Below are 25,820 nucleotides of genomic sequence, written 5' to 3' on the forward strand. Positions count from 1 at the left end.
GAGCCGAGCGGCGGCAGGTTTTATGTTTTTTACTTCATATCAATATCCGATATCCACTGATCACTCACTCCAAATTGCTCATTTGGTTTATCAGCGGCGATGATCACCAGCGTTCCGCCGCTCATAATTTCCTGATGGGTAAGCCAGTTACGGTTCAACTTTTTACCATTTAACATTACCGACTGGATATATTTTCGCCCTTCCACATAGTTAGGCACACTTATATTAAAAGTTTTGCCGCCCGGCCATACAAATTGCACCTGTTTAAACAGCGGCACATTCAAATAATAAACCGGCCAGCCTACGCAGGCAGGTGAAACGCCTGTAGCTGCGAAAACAAACCATGCCGACATAGCACCGGCATCGTCATCCATGGTACGTACATAGGTATCGGGCTTATTCTGGTAAATAACATCAACAAAGGGATCAATACCTCGGCTATTATCATTAAAGTAATATTGCACTACGGTATCTGCTGTATACTTATGGACTGCTGCTTGCGATTTCCAGGGTTGTACCGATGCATTATACATAAACGGTACCTGGATATCGGGTTCGTTTGCGTGATTATAATAGTCGTTATCAAAAAACTGATCTAACTGACGAATGTATTCCTTTTCGCCGCCTATCAGTTCGGTCAGGCCCTTAATATCGAACGGAACAAACCAGCGATATTGCCAGATAGTACCCTGGTAAAGGCCACGCGCAGAAACACGGTCGACATCGTTTTTGGTAATATCCTTAAAATCTTTGTTCCAGTATTCCTTATAACCTAATGCTTTTTGTTTGTATTGATTAGCAAGCTCAGTCTTACCGGCAATAGCCAGGATCTGTGAAAATGCCCAGGTATCATAGCTTGATTCCAAAGCCTTGTCCGGGTGCGAAAAATCAAGCTTATCTACATCTGATTTCAGCGAATCCAAAACACCCGCAAAATCAACCTTGTAACCTTTGCGGTAAGCATCCAGCAATACAACAATAGCATGTTCGGTACGTACTGTATTCGAGGGCTCATGCTTTGTAGCATAATCCTTTTTACCGAAGCGATAAAGATTAGTAAGCGATGTAGTTATGGATTGATATCTGTCGGGATATAAAATGGACAACAACGGTAATTGCGTACGGTAATTATCCCAAATAGCCCAGCCATTATAAATACTATTTTTAGTAGTTTGCAAACTGCCATCAGTTGCCCGGAAGCTACCATCAGTCTCAGAAACCACATAAGGCGACTGAACTGTGCGGTAAAGCATGGAATAAAAAAGTTTTTCGCGTTCGGTATTACCCTTTACCTTAATATGGTTTAATACTTTATTCCATCCTTCATTGCTTTGCACTTTCATTTGCTCAAAGCCGGTGGTTTTAACCGATGCCTTAGCATGCGCTACATCAACCGAAGAAACAGCCACACTTAACTGCACCTGATCTGCATTGGCATTCGCTATTAATTTATGTGCGTCGCCCGGAACAAAAGTTACAGGCTGGTTAAATTTGATACAATAGTAAACCCGGTAAGTGCCCACATTACAAGTTGTTCGCGAGTCTATCCAGCCGGTGATTTCGTTGTTTCCAAGCTCATGCTCTTCGGCAACAAAACGGTTGGCGAGTGTATGGCTTAAATCAATAAAAAATCCCTTTTTGCCCTGCGGAAAACTATAACTTTCAACACCCGCGTTTTGGGAAACGGCAATTTTTGTTGAAATATGATTGCTGAAAGCTACCTGGTAAAATCCAGGTCCGGCTTGTTCTGTTACTTTGTTAAGAACAGAAGCGCCTGCATCATCGCCTAAAAAGGGTTTGATTAAAATATTACCGCCGCTGCCCTGGCAGCCCACACCCTCAAAACGGTTGTGAGTAAAGCCTAAAAACACCTTAGCCTTATGTTCATAACCCATGTGCAGGTTAGGGTAAGTTTGAGGCCCTATACTTAACATACTGAAAGGATACGAAGCGGCAGGCGACATTTGCCCGTGATCGCCGGATGAACCCACAAAAACATTTACCTGGCTGGCAGGACCGGTTTCAGCAGGCTTTTTAGTTTGGGATGAAGCCTTAAAACCAATAAATAACGAAGAGAATACAGATAGAATGATGAACGTATTTTTCATGGCGCAAAATAAAAAAAGGAGGGGCTGGGCCCCTCCTTTTCTATGTAACATCAATATTAATAACCCGGGTTTTGGTACATCTTAACAGGGTCAAGTTTGTACTCATCAAACGGAATTGGATAATAACGATCTTTAGTAGTAAAGTTTGCCAATGAAGCCAAACCAAAATCGGTTTGTTTTTTAGCGTGGAAGTAAGCAACAAGTTCGTCGGTTGTAAACGTACGCAGCAAATCAAACCAGCGGTGGTGCTCAAATGCAAGCTCAACACGGCGCTCGTGTAAAATTGCAAGCTTAAGCGTTGGGTACCTTGTAGCATAATCGCTGTTAGTAATTGATACCGCATAGGTTGGCATACCTGCCCGGGTACGCACCTGGTCAAGGAAGCTGATAGCAGTAGCCTGATCGCCAAGGTAGTTGTTAACTTCGGCCAATGAAAGGATCACGTCGGCATAACGCATCAGGATCCAGTCGTTACCACCGTAACCGTTAATACCTGCAGCAGTGCTAACATCTCTGAACTTGGTAACAAACCAATCTTTTACAATTGGGTCATTTGCAAATTTTACAGAGAAAGTCATACGCGGATCGCCGGTTTCGTACTCGTTAATCAAATCATGAGTAACGTTATAACCTGCACCTGTCGACACTTTTTGCGAGTTAATAGTTTCGCCTTTAGCCTGGAAATTGGCAGCTATTGATGAGCTATAGTTTAAGTCGCCCTGGATATTCACGATCTGGAAGATCAGCTCCGGACATGTTGTTTTCTTAGAAACATCAAAAACATCGGTATAAGGAACAGCATTCAACGCGCCGAAAGTGCGCATGTTGTAAGCATTCATTAAAAATGTTTTAGCATTGTTAAGGTTAGCTGTACGGTTAGCCTGATCCTGTGTAGTAGCCATGGTAAGGTAAACCTGGCCTAACAGGAAGTTGGCAGCAGCTTTTGAAGCACGACCGGTTGAAGCCTGCAAGTTAGGCAGCGGGCTGGCAATCACATCGGTTAAATCGGTAACAATTTGCTGATAAACAGTTGCCTGTTTTTCGCGGAAAGTTTGTGCCGAAACATCGCCTGCTGATGATAACGCTTTTGTTACCAAAGGCACATCGCCCCAGGTGCGTACCAGATCGAAATAAATAAAGGCGCGCAAAAATTTAGCTTCAGCAGCATATTTCAGTTTTACTGAGTTATCAGGAAAAGGAACCTGATCAATATGCGACAACACAGAATTTGCACGGCTAACTGTAGTGTACAACGATACCCAGTGGCTTTTAAGGTAAGTGTTGGTTGGTAATATAGAAAAGTTACCAAACTGGAAAGGCTCACCTGAGTTTGACTGGTTATCCTGTGTACCGGTATCATCCGAACGTTGATCTGTCCAAAGGTCGCTGCCTTCACCAACGTTATTGCCGCTGCGCAATGATTGGTATATACCGTTTACGGCCAGCAAAACGTCGTTAGGAGTTTTATAGCTCGCGTCAACTGATATGGCGTTCGGATCGCTTTCATTCAAGAAGTCTTTTTTACAAGACGGGGCTATCGCCACAACTGCAGCAAGGCAGGCCATGGCTATAAATTTCTTATTCATCATCTATATCTCTTTAAAAAATTTATTAAAAAGTAACATTAACACCTAAGTTGTACGACCTAACCAGTGGATAAGTACCATAATCGATACCTGGAGCAAGGTTAGGGTTTTGAGTGTTGTTTGAAGCAGAACCCGAATAGTTGTAATCAACATCAGGGTTATAACCTTTGTACTTGGTGATGGTAAACGCGTTAACCACACTTGCAAATACACGTGCTTTGCTCAGTCCTAAAGTTTGTTGTAAGAAGTTAGGCAGCGTATAACCTAAAGTAAGGTTAGTACAACGCAGGTATGAGCCGCTTTGCAGGTAAAAGGTTGATAAACGGGTACTGTTACTTTGCGTACCGGCACGTGAAGCGCGGTAAAATGAACCATCGCCAGGATCGGCTTCGTTACGGTAACGTTGTGCAACGTTAGCATACTGGTTGCCTGAACCTTCCCCATTGTACAAGTAATAATCCTGTCCGTCAAGGATCTGGTTACCATATGAACCGTTAAAAGAAGCACTTGCGTCAAAACGTTTCCAGGTACTGTTGAAAGCAAAGCCGTAAGTGAATTTGGCGTATGGTGAACCGATAACGGTTTTATCAGCATCGTTAACAATACCGTCTTTATTGGTGTCAACAAACCAAAGGTCACCAATTTTGGCAGGGTTGGTTTGTGATGCCGATGGTGCTGTTTTACCTAAGTTTGAAGCATTGATTATACCACCAACTTTAAAACCATAAAACATACCTAAAGGCTGGCCTTGTGTTGTGATGCTGGTTAAGTATGAACGCTCAGCGCCGTTAATGATGATTGTATTTTGTGCAGGCAATTTAACTACCTTGTTGCGGTTTAATGAAATGTTACCGCTTGCACCAAAAGTAAAGTCCTTATTGTTGATGATCTTACCGTCTAACTGCAGGTCAAAACCAGTGTTACGGATCTTTGAATCGCGCAGGTTGGTAAGGATGGTTGTACTGCCTGAAATAGCCGATATTGGCTGGTTGTACAACAGGTTGTATGAATAACTTAGGTAATAGTTGGCAATAACCTGCAATCTGCCGTTAAATAAACCTATATCTGTACCAAAGTTATACTGTGAAGTAGTTTCCCATTTCAGGGTGTTGTCTTTAAGACCACCAGGATAAGTAGCTGTTACAGCACTGTTACCATCAAGTACTACACCTGTAGGAGTTGCCAATGTTTGCTGGATGTTGTAGTTACCAATGTTGTAGTTACCACTTTTACCCCAGCTTGCACGGATTTTAACTGTTGATTGATCACCAAGAAAGCTATGGTAGAACGATTCGTCAGAAAGGTTCCAGCCTGCAGCAACAGAAGGGAAATAACCATATTTATTCGCCGGTCCGAAACGTGATGAACCATCGGCACGGAACGAAGCGGTTAAGAAATATTTACCAGCGTAGTTATAGTTGGCACGACCAAGATATGACAACAAAGTGAAAGCATTTTTGTAAGCTGAGTTTAAGCTAAAGTTAGCCGCCAAAGCTCCTTTGTTTGATATTTCGGGGATATTGTCATTCTGGAAACCGTTAGCCGTAACACTAAAATAATCATTAGTAGTACGCTGCGCTGTGTAACCAGCCAAAGCGTCAAAATGGTGTTTGCCAATTTGTTTGTTATAGTTTAAGGTAAACTCGGCAAGCTTATCAACCGTTGTTAAGTTTGAAGCCTGGGCATTGGCTGCCAATATTGATTGTTGAGAACCCGGAGGGAAAGTGCCGCTACTCAATGTAGTAGGGTAATAATAATCATACTTTTCAGTGTAAGTTTGAGTACCCAGGTTAGTTTTAAAATTAAAGCCAGGTAATATATTATACGTTACATTAGCATTATAAGTACTGCGGTAACCTTTCCTGTTAATTTTAACACGCTCTGCAAGGGCAACCGGGTTTTCAATTCCCTGGTAACCGTATTGAGTTGAACCAGCAGCTTCGGCATTGGTTGCCAATGTACCATCGGCGTTATAAGCCGGCAGATATGGCATATAGATCAAAGCGCCCAACACCGGACCGTGGTCAAAACGACCTTCAGGAATTTCCTGGTTGGTATTTTGAGTATATGATACGTTTGCACCAATGTGGATACGTTTGCTTACATCGCCCTCAACATTTGAACGGAAGTTATAACGCTGCTGACCTGATGATACGATAATACCAGGGTTGTTTTGGTAAGAACCGCTAACATAATAACGCACATTATTAGCTGCTCCACCAGAGAAGGAAAGGGTATGTTTCTGGAAAATAGCGTTACGGTATAATTCGTCCTGCCAGTCGGTATTTACAGTTTGCTTAATAGGGCTTTGTGTTGCAAAATTGTATAAACCATCCGGGATACTCACGCTACCGGTATTACCAACATTGGCAACACGGGTTGCGTTGTTATCAGAGTACATGGCATCGTTCCAGGTGTGACCGCTATTTATCCAAAGGTCATGATAAGCGTTGTTACGGCCATCAATAACCAATAAAGCAGCCTGATCGGCATCTAACAATTTCACTTTGTGCGCAAGCTGGTCAACACCGGTTTGTACATCATATTCAAAACGGCCTTTGCCTTCCTTGCCTTTTTTGGTAGTGATCAATACCACACCACCAGATGCACGGGAACCGTAAATGGCAGCAGATGCAGCATCTTTCAAAATGTCGATGCTTTCGATATCATCAGGGTTAATGAAAATATCATTGCCCGCAGGATAGCCATCAATTACATATAAAGGATCAGAGCTGGCATTTAACGAACCAACGCCCCTTACCCTGATCTTGGTGCTTGTGTAAGGTGCACCACTGGTTTGTGATATTTGCACACCTGCTACCTTGCCTGCAAGGGCCTGACCTAATGAAGGAGCCGAAAGATTAAGATCACCCGGTTTTATGCTGGCAATAGCACCGGTAACATCACTTTTACGGATAGTTTGGTAACCGATGGCTACAACCTCGTTTAGCATGTTTGCCTTTGGCTTCATCTTAACGTTAATAGTTGATGAACTGCCAACAGTTACTTCCTGCTGATCGTAACCAATAAAATTGAACACCAACACGGCGCCTTCTTCGGCCGAAATGGTGTATTTACCGTTTGTGTTAGTTGCAGTACCCTTGTCAGAACCTTTAATTCTAACAGATACGCCTGGTAATGGAAGATTAGTTTCGTCGGTAACCGTACCGGTAATTGGCTTTGCGGCGTTAAATACTATATTCTTTGCCGAAGCGTTTGAGATAAAAGGTTTTAGCAAAACCAGTAAAAATAATACAGGAATTAAAAAAAACCTGCTCAAAAGATTTGGATTAATCTTTTTATTCATACTTTTAAAATTGATTGTTGAAAGAAATGACTTAAAGCCTTGGACCGCTTTTGAGTTATTTGACAATTTTCCCGGACCAGGTGAGTGTTAGCGCATTCACCGGTTCTTAGTTTTATCGCCGAGCTCGATGTTAAGTTGAAGTTAATGTTACATAGGCGACTTTTTTTAAAGAAGTGAGCAAATAATTAATAGTTTCATAATTATTATTGCGTTAATATTAAACAATATTAATATAGAGTTGTTAATATTGTAATAATTGCAGCAAAGCTAAACCAGTTATCTTAACCAAAGGATACCTTAATGTTAAGTTTATATTAACAAACAATAAAAAACACCTGCCTTTTTTGCAAGCATTTTTACTTTAGTAAAGTCTTTAACACTACCATGAAGTAGTGGTAAAATTCACGTTATTTTTTCGTGATGAGGTAACCGCTATCCCCTTAACATCGCCGCCAAGCAATGAAAAACCTTCCAACTCGTCGCCCCTGTCTATGCCGTCAACCTGGCTAAGCACCACCTGCTTACCCGTCTCAATCGACTTTTTAAGATCAACGTAAGTAAACCGCCACTGCCTCCCTTCAAGCTTATTCTGAATAAGCACCAGAACGCCTTTATCAGCCTTCCAAAACAGGTTTTGTACCCACGGTGTGCATGTAAACTTTTTGTAAAGTACGCCGGGCTCCTTGGTGCTTTTGGCTTTAGCCAGTTTTTCCGGGTCGTATAAACGCACTTCGTTGCCGTGATCGCCATAATCGGCAGTGGCTACATACCACTTATTATTATATTTAACATACTCCGGCCGGGTGCCTTGTATACAGGCGTCATCCTCAATGGTGTTGATCAGGTTACCATCAAGCGTACCTGTTTTAAGCAAGCCTTTCCAGTTTACGTTATAAATTACAGCGCGCCATTGACTTCCTGCAGCATTTAGCCTGATAGAATTACCTATAAAAGTTGGCCCCTTATCATTATTATAAGCAATACCGGTTGGATGGTTAATAACATCCTGCCCGTTCTGGGTTAGCTTATATTCTTTATGCTGATATATTAAACTATCGTGATCCAGTTTAAACTCGCGGATCATCCCTACTTCCCTGTCGCCGTATAAAAATATACGACCGTTTTGGTAAGAGATGCCCTGGCAGGCGCCCAACGAATCGACGGTGATGGCGCGATCAAGTTTTTGATCAATTGTCCCGGTGGTGATACTGCCGATACCTAAAACAGCAGCTATTATAGTTAAAGTAAGTTTTTGCATGTGTTTAAATATTAACGAGGGTCAAGGGGTTCGTCCGGGTCAATTTGTTTTGCTTCTTCAACCGGGTAATATTCAACTTCGGTTTCAGAGTTACGCTTGGCCAGTTTATAAGGCACATAGTTGAGTTCCTTTTGGCAACGGGCGTCCATGGTCATGATAAAATCAGTTTGTGATTTATCGGTTACCACAATCCCCGGCTTATCAGCAGGGATACCATACTTATAAAGCAACCTTGCGCTGTTACGCATGTTGGTAGTTGTATGGCGAGCATGCGGTTCAATGATGATCACGTTTTCCGGCATATGAAGCGTTTTCATCAGGTAAACCTTCATTTCTTCGGCCTCGTTATATTTTGTTTTATAAGGATGTACCTTACCGCCCGATACAATAATAAAAGGTGCCTTGCCAGCCTTATATTCCTGTACCGCCAACCTACAGCGCAACATCCCCTCCCCGCTCAGCGGCGATGTTAAATTATCCGGACCAGCACCAGGCACCAGGATGTTTGAATATGGATAATCGGCCCACTTAATGGTTTTAACACGGGCTACCGCAGCTTTATTGGCGTTTAGCTCCATCGGCTCGTAATTGGCTGGATCCTGCCTTTCGTTAATTTGCAGATAAAGCAGAGCAGCCTGCATGGCAGGTTCAAAAAACAGCTTTGTTCCTTTAATATCACCTACCAATGTAGCGCTGGCATCATACATCAGCGTATAATACGCCCTCGATCTAACATTATAGCTAATGGAATCTATTTGCGGATAGTTAGGCTTTTTACCTTCGGCATAAACACCTATTGTGTAGTTAATACTACCTGCATCCTGCTCCCAGGCTTTTACAAGCAATTGCCCGGGCGATAGCTTTTTATACAAGTTATAAAAGCCCGATGGGATCAGTTTTAATTTAACCAGCTTATCAAGCGCGTTACCTGCTTTATACAAAGCAGCAAGGCGTTCGCTCACCGTTTTGATATCATCATCGGTCAGTTTTACGGCTGCTGTAAGGCATGAGGCATCTTTACAATCGGTAAGTGAAGCGTTAAGGGCGCTTAGCTTCTTTTGTAAAAGTTGCGACAGTTCCGGATCATTTTTGAGTAAAGCGCGTACTTCGGCATCCTGCTCAAAAAAAGTAAGCAGGCCGTAGTTTTTTGTTTTTACATAATCTGTCGGGGTATTTTTAACTGTGGCCGGGGCTTGCGCGGAGGCGCTTAAACCGCCTAAACCAAGCATTGCTAATAGCAGGAGTTTTTTCATTGAGCTGTTTTTTAACAAGGCGCAAATAACGCCTAAGCAGATAAACTCAAGGTTAACTACCGGTAACTTTCCTCTTACAAAACAGGCCTAATTTTGATTTAAAATAAGATATGCCACCTTTTGGACAAAATAATCCATGTCAATTTTGATATTTGCAAAAGCTGATAATTATACCGAATATCCCTCATGGAAAATGCCGCCTTACTGAAAGCCATTATTGAAAACGCTATTGATGGTATTATCACCATTGATGAACGGGGGAATATCGAAACCATCAACCCTTCGGCATGTAAACTTTTTCAGTACGAACCAGGTGAGGTTGTTGGTAAAAATATATCCATATTGATGCCTCAACCTTACAAGCAGGAGCATGATCATTACATTGACCGTTACCAAACTACCGGCAAGGCGCACATTATAGGAATTGGTCGTGAAGTAACAGGTTTACGCAAGGACGGTACGCAATTCCCGTTCAGGCTTGGGGTTAGCAATGTAAATTTTTCGGGGCGCAAAATATATGCCGGCTTTATCCATGACCTGAGCCGCGAAAAAGAAGCTGAGGAAAAACTGAAAGAATACGCCGCCCATCTGGAAGATGTTGTAGAAGAGCGTACGCTGTCATTAAAGCAATCTGTACGGGAACTGCAAAAGGCAAAAGAAGAAGTAAGCCAATCCCTTGAAAAAGAAAAAGAACTGGGACAGCTGAAAAGCCGCTTTGTATCCATGGCCTCGCACGAGTTTCGTACCCCCCTGAGTGCTGTGCAGCTATCAGCCTCGCTTATTGATAAATATGCCGAACCGCTGCATAGCCCGCAAATAGGCAAGCATGTTAATAAGATCAAGAACGCCGTAGGTAACCTTACCACCATCCTGAACGATTTTCTTTCACTTGAAAAATTAGAGGCCGGGCGTGTTGAACCGTCGTATACTTCTTTTGATATCGTTAAGCTGGCCGAGGAGATAACTGAAGAAATGCAGCTCATGGCTAAGCAAAATCAAAATATCCTTTACCAGCATACCGGTACCACCAGCATGGTACAGCTTGATATCAACCTGCTTAAAAACTGCATTATCAACCTTATTACCAACGCCATCAAATATTCGGGCGAAAACAGCTTTATTGAATTTAATACTGAAATTAACGAATCCGGCTGTTCGGTAACTATCAAGGACAACGGTATAGGGATACCGGAGAGCGATCAGAAACACTTATTTGAGGCTTTTTTCAGGGCGCATAATACCGGTAATATTCCCGGCACTGGTTTAGGACTAAACATTGTTGCCCGGTATGCCGCGCTCATGAACGGTAAGGTTGATTTTGAAAGCAATGTAAACGAAGGTACTTCATTCACCATTTCATTCCCTGCATAATGAGCCAAAAGATCCTGATCATAGAAGATAATACCGACATCCGCGAAAACGTGGTTGAAATACTGGGCCTGGCCGGTTACACTGTTTTTGAAGCGGACAATGGCAAAACCGGTGTCGACCTCGCCATAAAAAACCTACCCGATGTGATTTTGTGCGATATTATGATGCCCGAGCTTGACGGCTATGGCGTTTTATACATGCTGAACAAAAATCCGGAAACGGCAACCATCCCTTTCATATTTTTAACAGCGAAAGCCGAACGAATAGACCAACGCAAGGGCATGGAAATGGGGGCGGATGATTATCTGACCAAGCCTTTTGATGATATGGAATTGTTGAGCGCTATTGAAAGCAGGCTCCGGAAAAAAACTGCCCAGCAAAACTTTTATAGCCAATCGCTTGATAGCTTAAGTTCTATCGTATCAAAAAACACCGGTCTCGCCGAACTAAAGCGCATTATTGCCGAACGTAAGGCGCGCCTGTTTAAAAAAGACCAGGTTATTTATTATGATGGCGATAAAGGGACTGGCTTGTACCTGATATTGAGAGGCAGGGTTAAAACCGTTAAACTGGCCGACGATGGCCGCGAACTGATGACAGGCATCCACTCGGCCGAAGAGTACCTGGGTGTAAATGCCATGCTCTCCAACGAGGCATATACCGATACTGCCACCGCGATGGAGGATAGCCTGCTCTGCCTGATCCCGAAAGACCAGCTGGATAACCTGCTTAATTTATATCCGGACGTTGCCCGTGAGTTTATCAAGTTACTCTCCAACCATATCCGCGACAGGGAAGAACAGCTTTTGCAACTGGCCTATAACTCGGTACGGAAAAGAATGGCCGATACCCTGATGCGTTTATATAAACAACAGGGAGGCGATTTCAAAGTATCCCGCGAGGACCTTGCAGCCATGGCCGGTGTCGCGACAGAAACCGTAAGCCGCACCCTTACCGATTTTAAAGATGAAAACCTTATTGATAAAAAAGGCAGCCAGATCACAGTGCTTTCACCCGAGCGGCTTGGCAAAATGAAAAACTGACCGTCGTCACTTTTTTAGCTGATATTGCTCATTCCTGCAACGATGGCTTAAGGGTAGCTTTGCCTTTGGTTAAGTAAATTAAGGATGAAAGCGATAGCCTACAATATTAAGCCCTTCGAAAAAGAGTTTCTGGCGATAGCCAATCATAAAAAGCATGAGATTACATTGATATCAAACAATCTCACAACAGATACCGCCATATTTGCGGAAGGGAAAACGGCAGCTATCATAACCGTTGACGATGAAGTATCAGCCGATGTTATGGAGAAGCTGGCCATAGCAGGTATTAAATACATTGTTACCCGTTCATCCGAAACAGGTCATATTAATAAAGAAGCAGCCGGGCTATTTGGCATTAAACTCGCCAATATTCCCTTAACCTCACCACAACATATCCAGAGTGGCGATGACGAATTACAAGAGATTTCCAATCAAACCATCCGCTGCCTGGATTTGTGGCAGTTAAATAAATGTGTAGGCAAGGCCTGTGTTTGTGCTAAAGGGTGCAGGGCAGTAGTAGAGGATGAAATAAAGGAAACGGTATAGCCATCGAAAGTTTCCCTCTAACCTATATTTCTAAAGTTGCCCTTTTACTCTATCTAAAACAAGTACTTGGTATATCTCCTGATATGCGCCGTGGGTGCTACCCTATTAATGAAGTTTATAATCGATATTGTAAGGGTAGCCTCTATGAGGCAAAGGATTGTTGTTCCTATTTTACTACAAATAGGTATCCCCTACGGGGAATTGTAAATGAAGAGTTATAAAGCATATGCGTTTCAATAAAAAAACAAACAGACTTACTTCTGTATCAACACCAGCAATTGCTGTGGGGTTTCGTAGGTTGTACCTTTGTAGCTAAGGGCTTTAACGCCAACACATACGGTATCTACAACCTTAGCAGCATGTGTGATGTAGATTTTTCCCCTCACATCCGGCTCGGTGCCGTCATTTACCATTTTCATACCGCTTAGCAATTGCATCACGCTGTCGATACCAGGCTTTTTGTCAAAGTGTTTTTCTTTACCTTCGGGAAAGTAATAATCAAACTTATCGCAGGTAATCCTAAATTGTGTTTCGCGGCCAAGCTCAGTAAACTTGAACTTGATGGATTGTACATCATCATTTGAAGCGGTTTTGCTTTTGCAGGCTGCAAACGTAACAGCAATAAAAAAGAATGTTAAAAGGTTACTCTTTTTCATAAAGGTTTTAATATTAACATAAACCTACAAAATATCCTGAAACTAATACAGCAATCAAAATTAATCGACTTTATTCAGGCTATGATTTTTAACTTTAAAAAGCATGCATCTAATGCGAATGCGCTGCTTTCGCCTTGTTGTTTATAATCATTACATTAAAGTTTATTTATTAAGATTTGGTTGTAAATTGCAAGTTCTTATATATACAAGAACGATATGTCTAAAAGAAAGCAAGCTGATTTCCTGAAGTGGTTTGGCCCATTATTACATGCACTAAGAGATTTGGGTGGATCGGGAAAACCCCGCGAGGTTTCGGAAAAAATCGCACAGAATTTGAAGCTATCAGATTCTATCCTTGAACAAACCCTCAAATCCGGTGAATCAAAATTTCATAATCAGGTGGCATGGGCACGACAATATTTGGTGTGGGAGAAATTCCTGGATGATTCTCAAAGAGGAACGTGGTTATTGACGAAAAAGGGCTGGGAAAATGACGTTTCGGAATCCGATTCTCGACTAATATTTCAGAAATGGGTTAAAATCTATCAGGAAAGAAGAAAATCCAAGTCAACCACAGACATAATTGACGATGTTAATGAAATTGAACCTGAAATCATTGAACAAGATTATACTCCTACATTACTGGAAATATTAAAAAAACTATCACCCAAAGGATTTGAACAGATTTGTGGCTTACTATTAAGAAAATCAGGTTTTGAACAAGTCACCATTACAGGACGTTCAAACGATGGGGGTATAGATGGGGTTGGTATAATTGCCCTTAATGCGTTTGTAACTAATCGTGTATTATTTCAGTGTAAGCGGTACTCGACAACACCGGTTAGCTCCAGCCACCTAAGGGATTTTCGAGGAGCTATGAGCGGCCGAGCTGAAAAGGGCATTGTAATAACAACAGGCCGTTTTTCGGAAGAAGCTAAAAGAGAAGCTTCCAGAGACGGAGTGGGTAACATTGAATTGGTAGACGGCGAGAAATTAGTTGAATTATTTCAAAAAATTGAACTGGGAGTTAAACCGCAGATAGTCTACGAAGTAGATTATTCCTTTTTCGAACCGTATTTATAACAGCTCCCCCTTTAGGGGGTTGGGGGGCTCACTTTAACTCATCCAACACCCTGAACATTTTTTCCTTTATCCCCCGGCTCGATCCGCTGAAGTTATTGACCATGATAGAAAAACAAAGCTCTCGCCCGTTTTTGGTTTGATAACCGGCATAGCACAACACATTGTTGATGCTTCCGCTTTTCATTTTTATATCGTTATAAATCGGCAAACTGGTATAAAAATCAGCAAACCAGCTTTCTTTTTTTGCCGATTGCAGGATACGGGCCAGCGTCAATGTAGTTACCTTATCACCCGGCGAAAGACCGCTGCCATCATAAATATTTAAACTCCGCGTATCTATCCCTCTTGCGGCCCAAAACTTTTGCACCTCATCAACGCCATTAGCAGTTGTTGGCTTCCGCCCCTGTTTCCAGGCAATGGTTTTGAGTAATTGCTCGGCATACAGGTTTATACTTTTCTGGTTAAGCCAGTAAACTATTTTGCTTAAAGCAGGTGAAGATATAGTCGCCAGATTTTTACTGATAACCGGTAATGGCAGATTCTTAGCGCTTAATGTCGCCGCCGATTCCGGCTCATTGCTAATGATAATACCTAAGCTCCTGAGCGTATCATTAAGGCGTAAAGCAGCATCATAAGCAGCATCGGGCAGGGCTGCAGAAATACTTTTCTTTTCCTGATCAACGGCATAGCTGCCACGCAGGTACATTACTTTGCTGCCAATCGGCAGAAACGCGTAAGCGTTATCTCCCGAGCCTGATGAGCCGTTGATCAGTTCGCTTTTAAATGAGAGATAAGGCATTAGCGGAACAGTACGGGACACACCAACCGGGTTACCAACAACACCTGTACGCAGTTTAATATCAAACTGGTTTTCGCGCCAGCAAAGGCCGGATGTACCTGCTCCATAGTAATTGCCTATATCCTGCCAGATCCATCCTTCGGGGATAGATTGTGTTCCGAAAATACTGTCATCACCAATAATTCGGCCGGTAATTTTCTTAATGCCTGCCTTTCGCAAAGCATCGGCCATCAGAGCTAAAACATGCCCCTCTTTGGTTTGTTCATAGCGCCAGCTGCCCAGGGTTGGGTCGCCGGCACCTTTTATGATGACATCGCCGTTCAGGGTTCCATCGGCACCAATATCGCCGGTGTAACCCAATTGCGTTTGATACTGAAAATCAGGACCTAAAACGTTAAAGGCCGTAATACTGGTAATAGTTTTTAACGTTGAAGCCGTAGCCAGGCCCATATTTGGATTGCCTGCAAACACCTGTTCGCCGGTTTTGGCATCAAGTACAGTTAACGATAGCGAAGCATAACTGCATTGGCTATCGGCCTGTAACCTGCCAAATGCATTTGATATTTTTTGCTGAAGCGTTTGTGCCGCAACAGATCCTCCTATAAATAAAAAACTAACTAACAGTAACCGTTTCATCCTCATTCTTAACGTTCCGCTGCGAAATATAATATAGCGGAATCCCTATCAATACAATTACAAGGCCATACAAAGCGAAATCCCGTTTGTAGGCAAACAACAATATACAAAACGCTACGCCCATAATAATATAAAGGGCGGGCAAAATTGGATAACCAATAGCTTTATAAGGGCGCTCGGCATTGGGCAGCTTAGCACGTAAAATAAATATGCCCAATATGGTTAACACGTAAAATACTACTACTACAAATGAGATCATGTCAAGCAAATCGCCATATCTACCGCTAAGGCACAATAACGAAGCAACCACGCACTGGATCCACAAACCAAACTGCGGCACGCCGAATTTATTGAGGTTACCGGTTTGCTTAAAAAACAATCCGTCTTTAGCCATAGTGTAATATACCCTTGCTCCTGAAAGGATCAAACCGTTGTTGCAACCAAACGTTGATATCATGATCATTACCGCAATTACATAAGTACCGATATTACCAAAAATAACGTGCGAAGCCGCCACAGCCACCCTGTCCTTATCGGCGACAGTAATTTCGTGTAATGATAGTACACCTGTATAAACTACGTTAGCCATTACATAAATAAAGGTTACAATGATAGTACCCCACATCATGCTTAAAGCAACATCGCGTTTTGGATTTTTCATTTCGCCGGCAACAAAGGTTACGCTGTTCCAGGCATCGCTGCTAAAGATTGAACCCACCATGGCCGCTGCGATAGCGCCAAGGGCGGTACCTGTTGTGAGTGTAGTAATACTGCCGTCTTTATTCAGGTTATGTAAATCCCAGGCATTTGTCCAGTTGGCATGCCATATATCTGCCTTGAAAGCGAATAATCCAAAAACTATCAGACCGAAAAGACTAATCAACTTTGTTAAGGTGAACACGGTTTGAATCACCTTACCACCCTTCACACCCCGGGTATTTACATAAGTTAAAATAATGATCAGTATAATAGATACCACCTGCGCGGCACTTATGGTAAAAAATTTCGGATCGCCGGTTGATGTTGCCCCGGTTTGCAATTTCCATAATATATTGTCTTCACTAAAAGCCGGGATCAAATAAGCCGTAAATTTACTGAAAGCCACCCCTACCGCGGCGATAGTCCCGGTTTGGATTACCGCGAAAAAACTCCATCCATATAAAAAAGCGATAAGCTTATTGTAGGCCTCTTTTAAATAAACATACTGGCCTCCTGCTTTTGGGTACATACCACTCAATTCACCATAACTCAGAGCGGCAGTAAGGGTCATGAAGCCTGTAAGAAGCCATATTGCTATGAGCCAGCCGGCCGAGCCCACGTTACGGGTAATATCTGCACTAACAATAAAAATACCTGAGCCTATCATGGAGCCTGATACCAGCATGGTACCATCCAGCAGGCTAAGCTCATGTTTCATTTTGGGTTGCGATGAGTTTTTCGCCATATATAATTTTAGAGTTTAAATCTCTAAACTATTCAAAAACTTTAATATTAAGGATCACTATTGTAAATAAATAAAATTACTATTTTGCAATACCAATTATTATTTACACACTGTGTAAAAACCAACACAGTGCCTACTTACTAAACCAAATTTGTGATATGGATTTTCTGAACAATTACTTAATTTATTTAATTCCTGTTTTTGGACTTATCGGGATCCTTGTTATGGCAATTAAAGCCGCCTGGGTTACCAAACAAAACGCCGGCGACGGCGACATGGCTACACTGGCCGGTTACATTGCAGATGGTGCTATGGCCTTTTTACGTGCCGAGTGGAAAATACTTGGAGGCTTTGTTGCCGTTGCCGGTATTTTACTGGCATGGTCGGGTACAACAGTTGCTACATCAAGCCCGGTTATAGCTATCTCTTTTGTGATTGGCGCGTTTTTATCGGCATTTGCCGGTTACCTGGGGATGCGTATTGCTACAAAAGCTAACGTACGAACTACACAGGCTGCCCGTACCAGCCTGGCGCAAGCGTTAAAAGTATCATTTACCGGCGGAACAGTAATGGGCCTTGGCGTTGCCGGTTTGGCTATCATTGGTTTAGGGTCGCTGTTTATTGTTTTTTACCAGGTTTATGTAGTTAAGGTAACAGGTAGCACCGTTAACGGCGAGGCCATGGCAAAAGCGCTTGATGTTTTAGCCGGCTTTTCGTTAGGTGCAGAATCTATAGCGCTGTTTGCACGTGTTGGCGGCGGCATATATACCAAAGCGGCCGACGTAGGTGCCGACCTTGTAGGTAAAGTTGAGGCAGGCATCCCTGAGGATGATGTTCGTAACCCCGCTACCATTGCCGATAACGTGGGTGATAACGTGGGCGACGTTGCCGGTATGGGTGCCGACCTTTTTGGCTCCTATGTGGCTACCATGCTTGCTACCATGGTATTGGGCCGCGAAATTGTATCTCACGATAATTTTGGAGGGATAGCACCGGTTTTATTACCGATGGTAATTGCAGGCCTTGGTCTGATATTCTCAATTGTTGGTGCCGCTATGGTGAAAATCAAATCAGAAACCGATAGTGTGCAAAACGCGTTGAATATAGGCAACTGGGCATCTATTGTGCTAACTGCTATCGCTACTTATTTTGTTGTGCAGTGGATGCTGCCATCTGGTGATTTTCACATGGTACGTGATGAAGTTAATGGCGTTGTAAAAGCAACAGTAATACCTTTCACTAAAAATGGTGTTTTTGGCGCAATTGTGGTTGGTCTTGTGGTAGGTACCTTAATGTCTATTATTACCGAGTATTATACGGCTATGGGGAAACGCCCGGTGCTAAGCATTATCAGGCAATCTTCAACCGGGCATGCTACAAATATTATTGGTGGATTATCAGTAGGCATGGAATCAACCGTACTTCCTATTCTTGTTTTGGCATCAGGTATTTATGGCTCGTATTATTTTGCCGGTTTATACGGTGTTGCTATTGCCGCTGCAGGCATGATGGCAACCACTGCTATGCAACTGGCTATTGACGCATTTGGACCAATTGCGGATAATGCCGGAGGTATAGCTGAAATGAGCCGTCTGCCCGAAGAAGTTCGTCACCGTACCGATAACCTTGATGCTGTGGGCAATACTACAGCCGCTACAGGCAAGGGCTTCGCTATTGCTTCAGCAGCATTAACTTCGCTGGCGTTATTCGCTGCCTTTGTGGGTGTTGCAGGCATTGAGCATATTGATATTTACAAAGCAGATGTACTGGCTGGTTTATTTGTTGGCGGAATGATCCCTTTCATATTTTCGGCCCTGTGTATTTCGGCGGTAGGCCGTGCGGCCATGGCTATGGTGGAAGAAGTTAGGCGTCAGTTCCGCGAGATACCAGGCATTATGGAATATAAAGCCAAACCCGAGTATGAGAAATGCGTAGCCATATCAACCAAAGCGTCTATCCGCGAAATGGTGGCGCCGGGTTTAATAGCCCTGATCACTCCTGTTATTATCGGCTTTGCATTTGGCCCCGAAGTATTGGGCGGCCTGCTTGCGGGCGTTACGGTATCGGGCGTACTGATGGGTATTTTCCAAAGCAACGCCGGTGGCGCGTGGGATAACGCTAAAAAATCATTTGAGAAAGGCTGCGATATTAACGGCGAGATCTTTTACAAAAAATCTGAACCGCATAAAGCATCAGTAACCGGTGATACCGTGGGTGATCCGTTTAAAGATACTTCTGGCCCATCGATGAACATTTTGATCAAGTTAATGTCGATTGTTTCATTGGTTATCGCACCTCACCTTAACAGCCATCAAACTGCAACCGCCGCCAGGGTTCAAAAGGAGATGAATAAACAACCTATGAGCATTCATATGGTTGTTAAAGCAGAGAAAAGTGTTTAATAGTTTTTATATCTAATGAGAAGAGCCGCCTGTTAAGGGCGGCTTTTTTGTTATTGTCTGAACCGGGATTTATGGGATTTGCCGGATTATTGGATTTACAGATTACATTTTATGTTTCGTGTTAGGGATTGCAAAATCAGTGCTGTTCTCCAACGTCATTGCGAGGTACGAAGCAATCCCCTATTGGTAGAGTCGCTATGCAGGGCTGCTCTGTAAAGTTCGCGATTGCTTCGTACCTCGCAATGACGCGGCGAAACAGCATTTTTTTCAAATAAATTTCCGCAACCGATTAATTGCGTATATATTTGCAATCAAACGATTGCAAAATTGATTTTATGAGAAGAGATGTATTCCAGGCCATTGCCGATCCTACCCGCCGGGCCATCATTAGTTTGCTGGCCTTACAGGCCATGACGCCCAATGCCATTGCCGAACATTTTCAGAGCAGCAGACAAGCTGTATCCAAACATATCCAAATCCTGAGCGAATGCCAGCTGGTTAGTCAAAAACAAACCGGCCGCGAAATTTATTATCATTTTAATGCTCAAAAAATGAAAGAGGTGGATGTTTGGATGGATCAGTTCCGCACCCTGTGGGAAACCCGTTTTAGCCAATTAGATAATGTATTACAAAACCTAAAAAACAAACAGTCATGACAAAAAACGAAGCCGTATTTACCAAAGACCTGCAAAACAAAAAGCTAAATGTAATTAGGACTTTTGACGCACCGATTAACTTAGTATGGCAGGCATGGACAGAAAGCGAGATCCTTGACCAATGGTGGGCACCTAAACCCTATCGTGCCGAAACCAAAACTATGGATTTCAGGGAAGGTGGTTATTGGCTGTAGCAGATGATTGGCCCTGAACATACGGAACATCCAACATGGTGTAAGGAAGAATTCAAAACTATTGTAGTTCCTGAAAAAATAGCCAACGCGGTTTCATTTTGTGACGAAAACGGTGTAACAAACACCAACTTCCCCGTCATGAACTGGGAAAAAAATTTTACCGGCGAGGGTGAACATACCACCGTTAACATCGATATCTATTTTGATAAAGTAGAGGATATGCAAACTATTGTTGGTATGGGCTTCCAGGAAGGTTTCACCGCCGGTTTAAGCAACCTGGATCATTACCTGAGCACCGCTTTCAAGATCAGGAAAGAACTCAAAACAAGCAACGCCGCAAGGGTCACCACTTATCTAAACTTTCCGGGTAATACCGAAGAAGCTTTCATGTTTTACAAAGAGGTTTTTAAAGGCGAATTTACCGGCAAAAAGCTTACCCGTTTTAGTGATATAGAGCTGCCTCCCGAGGTTCAGATGAACGAAGCCGATAAAAAGCTGATCATACATGCGGAGCTTACCATTATGGGAGGGCATGTACTTATGGCGACAGACGCGCCGGAAAGCATGGGTTTTAAACTGCATACCGGTAATAATATGCATATCAACGTGGAACCCGAAAGCCGCGAGGAAACAGAACGCCTGTTCAATGAACTTTCGGCCGAAGGAAAGGTAAGCATGCCGTTGCGGGATATGTTCTTTGGAGCGTACTTCGCAGAGTTTACGGATAAGTATGGTATTAACTGGATGCTGAATTACCAGACAAAGGAATAAGACTGTCTGAATCAGAATTTACAGAATTTAAGAATTTTCAGAATAGAAATACTCAAATATCTGAATGAGGCTAATTCTGTTAATTTAAAAATTCTGTAAATTCTGATTCAGACAATTTTTTTTAATACACTGGCTCTTTCGCCTTGCTTCCCATTATAAATACCAGTTTCCCGCCCTTCATAATATCCTTGTGGGTAATGTATGCTTTAATATAAGGCTTGCCGTTTAAGCTGATACTTTGCACATACTCATTCTCCTTCGATAATCCTCTGGCTTCTATCATAAAGCTTTTACCACCCGCCAAAGCGATACTCACTTTATCAAGCAATGGCGCGCCAAAAACGTAACGACCATCTGCCGGGTTTACCGGGTAAAAACCCATCGCCGTAAAAATATACCAGGCCGACATCTGTCCGCAATCATCGTTGCCCGAAAGGCCATCGGGTTTATTTATATAAAATTGATCAGCAATTTGCCTTACCAGGTCCTGCGTTTTGGCTGGATTACCTGCAAGCGTATATAAATAAGCTACATGATGATTAGGTTCGTTTCCATGAGCGTACTGCCCTATCAACCCGGTAACATCAAGCGTTGATCCTTTGCCAAACACCTTCGAATCCATTGAAAATAATGAATCAAGCTTGCTCGAAAACGACTTTTTACCTCCCATCAATTTGATTAGGCCCGGAATATCATGCTGCACCTGCCAGGTGTATTGCCAGGCGTTGCCTTCGGTATAGTCGCCCCCTATGGCCAGTTGACCACTATCAAGGTTGGCAAAGGGCCGTACCCATTCGCCGTTTGAGTTGCGGCCGCGCATCAACCGGGTACTTTTATCAAACAGGTTATTATAAAACCGCGACCGTTTAATGAAATAATTATAGTCGCTTTGTTTATTTAGCACTTTGGCCAGTTGAGCGGCACACCAATCATCATAAGCGGCTTCCAAAGTACGGGAAACGGCTTCACGCCGTACGGTATCTGATGGTAGGTAACCGTAATGCATGTACAGGCGCCAATCGTACTTAGGATTTTTGTTATGCGTGAGCGTGTTTTTGATTGCCTCAAAGGCCTTTTGCCTATCAAAGCCTTTAATACCTTTCAGGGCGGCATCTACAATTACAGGTATGGCATGGTTGCCAATCATAGCGTAGCTTTCCTTGCCCCAAAGTGTCCAGATGGGCAGCATGCCGGCAATAGCATTGTGCTGCAGCATGCTTTCAACCATTTGCCCATCTCTGTCCGGGCAAATAATGGTATACAATGGATGAGCCGCCCGGTAAGTATCCCAAAGCGAGAAGGTGGAATAAAACACTTTATCGGCCGAATGGTGCACCAGGCTATCGGCTCCGCGATACTGTCCGTCAACATCGGCAATATTATTGGGTTGGATAAGTGCATGGTACAGGCTCGTATAAAAAGCGGTCTTCTCTGTTTCACTGCCTTCAGCTTTAAGCTTAGCAAAATTTCGTTCCCAGGCCTGACTCGCCTCGGTTTTTACCTGTTCAAATGTTTTGTATTGTGTTTCGGCCAGCAGGTTTTTACGTGCGCCGGCAATACTTACTCCCGAAATGCCAACTTTAGCTTCTACAGCTTCGCCGGGTTTCAGGTCGAAATCAAGCACCAAACGGCGTTTGTTTTCTCCGTCGATAAAATGGTGACCGGTAAACGGGCGGTTAAAAATGGCATTGAAATATACCTGCTTATCAACCCACTGGCTCGAAAAGGCATAGCCGCTTATAGCAGTTTTGCTGTCGACAGTAATCTCTCCTTCTGATACATGCTCGGCCAGTTGCTCGGCGCTCTCCACCAGTCCGCTTTGCATATCAACAAGCAGGTGGGCTTTACCGGCTTTATTAAAAGTATACCTATGCAAACCAGTATGTGCGGAAGCCGTTAGCTGAGACTTGATATTGTTATCGCTCAAAATTACCTCATAGTAACCTGGAGAAGCTTTTTCCTGCTGATGAGAAAACCTGCTTTGAAACTTCTGCGGATCTTTGCCCTGAAATGGAAAAAACAGTACATCGCCCAAATCAACACCTCCTGTACCGCTTAGATGGGTGTGCGCAAAACCTGTGATCACGGTATCTTCATAGCGGTAACCTGAACAATAGTTCCAGCCGAAATTACCGGTTTCGGGACTGAGCTGTACCATGCCAAATGGCACCGTAGCGCCCGGAAAGGTATGCCCGGTTGCGGATGTGCCAATAAACGTATTTACGTATTTGCCGTATTGAGCATTGGCAACTACAACCGAAATCAACAGCATTAAAACACCTACCAGCTTTTTCATACACTTATTCCTTGTATTCGATTGTTTTTTTGAGCACCACATCCTCGGCCGAACGGGCTATCATTACATCAAATGTCCCGGATTCAGTCACTTGTTTCATATTGTTATTCCAGATGGAAATATCTTCAGGTTTTACCTTAAACTCTACTGTCCGGGTTTCGCCGGGTTTAAGGCTGATCTTGTCAAAACCCTTGAGGACCATCACCGGTGTTGTTACTGAATTTACCTTATTGCCGAGATACATCTGCACCACCTCTTTACCCACGATACCACCACTATTAGTTACATCTACCGATACAGTCACAACTTCATTCTTAGTGAATGACGAAGCGGATACCTGCATATTGCTGTATTTAAATGACGTATAGCTTAATCCATAACCAAAAGGAAACAATACATCGGGCGAGGAGAAAACATAGTCCTGCCCTGGTTTTTTGGGCGAACCCGGATTGTGATAAAAACCTTTATTGGATGCTACATGATTATAAAATACCGGGATATGGCCCGTTGATTGAGGTATGGACACCGTAAGCCTGCCCGATGGATTTACTTTACCAAACAGTACATTGGCAATGGCATTACCGCCTCGCTCACCCGGATACCATGTTTCCACAATGGCTGGGATATTTTCCTTTTCCCATTTGATGCTTTGTGGGCGACCATGTACCAGCACCAATATCACGGGTTTACCGGTTTTATAAACGGCCTGTAGCAGTTCACGCTGTACGCCATCAGGGTTAACATCGGTAACATCATAACCTTCGCCGCAGGTGAAAGGGTCTTTAGGCTCGCTCTCTGGTGCGTGGCCATTCCAGCCTACGCCAGAAAACACAACGCTTGTTGTGCCCAAAACAACAACCACAGCGTCGCTATTTTTTGCGGCTGCGACGGCATCTGCAAAACCGCTTTTATCGGAGCCGGAAAGCGCACAACCTTTTGCATAGTTGATCTTTACCTTGCTGCCAACTAATTGCTTAATACCATTAAGCACGGTTGTGCCCGACCGGCTATCGCGAGTGGAGCTGTAATCACCATACTGAACCTGATTGGCATTGGGGCCAATCACAGCCAGCGATTTCAGGCTATTCATATGCAGTGGCAAGAGCTGTTTATCGTTCTTAAGGAGAATGATCGATTCTTCGGCTATTTGTTGTGATAATGCAACGTGATCCGGCGTATGCACCCGTTTTTTTAATGCCGAAGTATCAGGCAATGCCTTTTCAAACAAGCCTGCTTTAAATTTTATAGTGAGGATACGGGCAACAGCGCTGTCGATCTGTGCTTCTCTCACTTTACCTTCTTTTACCAAACCGATCAATTTGCCATAAACATCTGAGCTTGGTGCTTCCAGATCAACACCTGCACTCAGGCCTATGGGCGCGGCACCTTCAGCATCTTTAGCGATATGGTGAAAGGTATACAGATGTTTGAGCCCTTCATAATCCGAAAACACATAACCCTCAAAACCCCACTCCTGCTTTAAGATAGTTTGCAGCAGGAAATGACTGGCATGTGCAGGCACGCCGTCAATCTCATTGTAGGCGGGCATTATGGCATAGATATTTGCCTTTTGCACAGCGTCTTTAAAAGGCGGTAAAAACATCGACCTTAATTCTCGTTCCCCTACCGATGCCGGGGCCAGGTTAATGCCGGCCACCGGGATGCTGTAAGCCGCGAAATGCTTAGCTGTACACATCACCTTATCTTTGCCTATACCATTTATGGTTTGGGAGGGATCACCCTGCATACCTATTACAAAGGAAGTACCCATTTTGCTTACGAGGTAAGGGTCTTCGGCGTAACATTCTTCGTTTCGGCCGTAACGTGGGTCGCGAATTAAATCAAACAAGGGTGAAAGTGCCTGGTCAACGCCCGATGAGGAGGCTTCATAAGCGATTACCGAAGCCATTTTCTCGATCAATGCAGGGTTCCAGGTGCTGCCTTGTGCTATGGACTGCGGAAAAATAGTAGCGCCGGCCGCCAGTTGGCCATGCAGGCACTCGCCTATCTGGATGGGTGGGATACCGAGTCTTGTTTTTTCCTTAGCGTATTTTTTGGCAGCAATTGAGAGTGATGCTATATCATTGATATTGGTAAACGGGCTTTCACAAACGCCGTACGCAATTGGGTTTTGCATAGAGCCTTTTAACGAATTCATACTCATCTGACCCACTTTTTCCTCCAAAGTCATGCGTCCCAGCAAATCCTTCACGCGCTCGATTACAGGCGCTTTGGGATCTTTGTAAACCTGTGCCCCGGCAACGTTAATTACAAAAGCGAACGCGGTAAGCAAGTATAATTTCTTTTGCATAGGTGTATGGTTTGGTAGTTTATTAACCCACAATGGGGGATTGCGCGACTCCCCTCTTGAGAGAGGTGTAGGGGTGTGTTTCTGCTTTAACAAATCAATC

18 protein-coding genes are annotated in these 25,820 nt (G+C 43.4%); 8 read left to right on the top strand and 10 right to left on the bottom strand.

Annotated elements, in window-relative coordinates:
- Positions 1–29 precede the first annotated feature (29 nt).
- From DEO27_RS16065 to DEO27_RS16085, 5 genes are all read right to left on the bottom strand, one after another.
- Positions 30–2,108 carry a glycoside hydrolase domain-containing protein gene (locus DEO27_RS16065; protein ID WP_112568093.1) on the bottom strand — a complete coding sequence of 693 codons (2,079 nt, stop codon included), beginning with the start codon at positions 2,106–2,108 and terminating at the stop codon, positions 30–32.
- A gap of 56 nt (positions 2,109–2,164) precedes the next feature.
- Positions 2,165–3,697: a RagB/SusD family nutrient uptake outer membrane protein gene (locus DEO27_RS16070; RefSeq protein ID WP_223817963.1), complete on the bottom strand. Its 1,533-nt coding sequence runs from the start codon at positions 3,695–3,697 to the stop codon at positions 2,165–2,167.
- A 22-nt stretch (positions 3,698–3,719) separates the two neighbouring features.
- The gene (locus DEO27_RS16075) at positions 3,720–7,001 is read right to left on the bottom strand and encodes a SusC/RagA family TonB-linked outer membrane protein (protein ID WP_112568091.1); all 3,282 of its coding nucleotides are present in this window, start codon (positions 6,999–7,001) and stop codon (positions 3,720–3,722) included.
- Between the two features lie 379 nt (positions 7,002–7,380).
- Positions 7,381–8,259, bottom strand: a complete 879-nt coding sequence (locus tag DEO27_RS16080) for a hypothetical protein (protein ID WP_112568089.1) — start codon at positions 8,257–8,259, stop codon at positions 7,381–7,383.
- A gap of 11 nt (positions 8,260–8,270) precedes the next feature.
- Complete coding sequence (locus DEO27_RS16085; RefSeq protein ID WP_112568087.1) at positions 8,271–9,512, bottom strand: YdcF family protein; 1,242 nt, start codon at positions 9,510–9,512, stop codon at positions 8,271–8,273.
- A gap of 186 nt (positions 9,513–9,698) precedes the next feature.
- Here DEO27_RS16085 and DEO27_RS16090 point away from each other — a divergent pair, with 186 nt between their 5' ends.
- From DEO27_RS16090 to DEO27_RS16100, 3 genes are all read left to right on the top strand, one after another.
- Positions 9,699–10,883, top strand: coding sequence for a PAS domain-containing sensor histidine kinase (locus DEO27_RS16090; RefSeq protein WP_112568085.1), 1,185 nt, complete (start codon positions 9,699–9,701; stop codon positions 10,881–10,883).
- Complete coding sequence (locus tag DEO27_RS16095; protein ID WP_112568083.1) at positions 10,883–11,926, top strand: response regulator; 1,044 nt, start codon at positions 10,883–10,885, stop codon at positions 11,924–11,926. Before DEO27_RS16090 ends, DEO27_RS16095 begins: the two co-directional genes overlap by 1 nt.
- 84 nt (positions 11,927–12,010) lie before the next feature.
- Positions 12,011–12,472: a lactate dehydrogenase gene (locus tag DEO27_RS16100; protein ID WP_112568081.1), complete on the top strand. Its 462-nt coding sequence runs from the start codon at positions 12,011–12,013 to the stop codon at positions 12,470–12,472.
- Between the two features lie 254 nt (positions 12,473–12,726).
- Here DEO27_RS16100 and DEO27_RS16105 read toward each other — a convergent pair whose 3' ends face one another.
- Entirely contained in the window at positions 12,727–13,128 is a 402-nt protein-coding gene (locus tag DEO27_RS16105; RefSeq protein WP_112568079.1) for a hypothetical protein, read from the bottom strand.
- 216 nt (positions 13,129–13,344) lie between these two features.
- Here DEO27_RS16105 and DEO27_RS16110 point away from each other — a divergent pair, with 216 nt between their 5' ends.
- Positions 13,345–14,211 (top strand): restriction endonuclease, encoded by an 867-nt coding sequence (locus DEO27_RS16110; protein ID WP_112568077.1) that lies wholly within the window; start codon positions 13,345–13,347, stop codon positions 14,209–14,211.
- A 28-nt stretch (positions 14,212–14,239) separates the two neighbouring features.
- Here DEO27_RS16110 and dacB read toward each other — a convergent pair whose 3' ends face one another.
- Positions 14,240–15,646 (bottom strand): D-alanyl-D-alanine carboxypeptidase/D-alanyl-D-alanine-endopeptidase, encoded by a 1,407-nt coding sequence (gene dacB, locus DEO27_RS16115; RefSeq protein WP_112568075.1) that lies wholly within the window; start codon positions 15,644–15,646, stop codon positions 14,240–14,242.
- The gene (locus tag DEO27_RS16120; protein WP_112568073.1) at positions 15,624–17,090 is read right to left on the bottom strand and encodes an APC family permease; all 1,467 of its coding nucleotides are present in this window, start codon (positions 17,088–17,090) and stop codon (positions 15,624–15,626) included. Before DEO27_RS16120 ends, dacB begins: the two co-directional genes overlap by 23 nt.
- A 158-nt stretch (positions 17,091–17,248) precedes the next feature.
- On the opposite strand from DEO27_RS16120, the gene DEO27_RS16125 reads away from it, so the two are divergent.
- The 4 genes from DEO27_RS16125 (at position 17,249) to DEO27_RS16135 (ending at position 21,113) form a co-directional block, all read left to right on the top strand.
- Complete coding sequence (locus DEO27_RS16125) at positions 17,249–19,492, top strand: sodium-translocating pyrophosphatase (RefSeq protein ID WP_112568071.1); 2,244 nt, start codon at positions 17,249–17,251, stop codon at positions 19,490–19,492.
- A 335-nt stretch (positions 19,493–19,827) separates the two neighbouring features.
- On the top strand, positions 19,828–20,148 hold the full coding sequence (locus DEO27_RS16130) for an ArsR/SmtB family transcription factor (protein ID WP_112568069.1): 321 nt from the start codon (positions 19,828–19,830) through the stop codon (positions 20,146–20,148).
- Positions 20,145–20,342 (top strand): SRPBCC domain-containing protein, encoded by a 198-nt coding sequence (locus tag DEO27_RS31745; RefSeq protein WP_223817964.1) that lies wholly within the window; start codon positions 20,145–20,147, stop codon positions 20,340–20,342. Before DEO27_RS16130 ends, DEO27_RS31745 begins: the two co-directional genes overlap by 4 nt.
- A 3-nt stretch (positions 20,343–20,345) precedes the next feature.
- Entirely contained in the window at positions 20,346–21,113 is a 768-nt protein-coding gene (locus DEO27_RS16135) for a VOC family protein (RefSeq protein ID WP_223817965.1), read from the top strand.
- Between the two features lie 121 nt (positions 21,114–21,234).
- On the opposite strand, the gene DEO27_RS16140 is transcribed toward DEO27_RS16135, so the two are convergent.
- On the bottom strand, positions 21,235–23,409 hold the full coding sequence (locus tag DEO27_RS16140; protein WP_112568161.1) for a GH92 family glycosyl hydrolase: 2,175 nt from the start codon (positions 23,407–23,409) through the stop codon (positions 21,235–21,237).
- A gap of 4 nt (positions 23,410–23,413) precedes the next feature.
- Positions 23,414–25,720 (bottom strand): glycoside hydrolase family 3 N-terminal domain-containing protein, encoded by a 2,307-nt coding sequence (locus tag DEO27_RS16145; protein ID WP_112568067.1) that lies wholly within the window; start codon positions 25,718–25,720, stop codon positions 23,414–23,416.
- Positions 25,721–25,820 lie beyond the last annotated feature (100 nt).

Source organism: Mucilaginibacter rubeus, from assembly GCF_003286415.2.
Lineage (GTDB): Bacteria > Bacteroidota > Bacteroidia > Sphingobacteriales > Sphingobacteriaceae > Mucilaginibacter > Mucilaginibacter rubeus_A.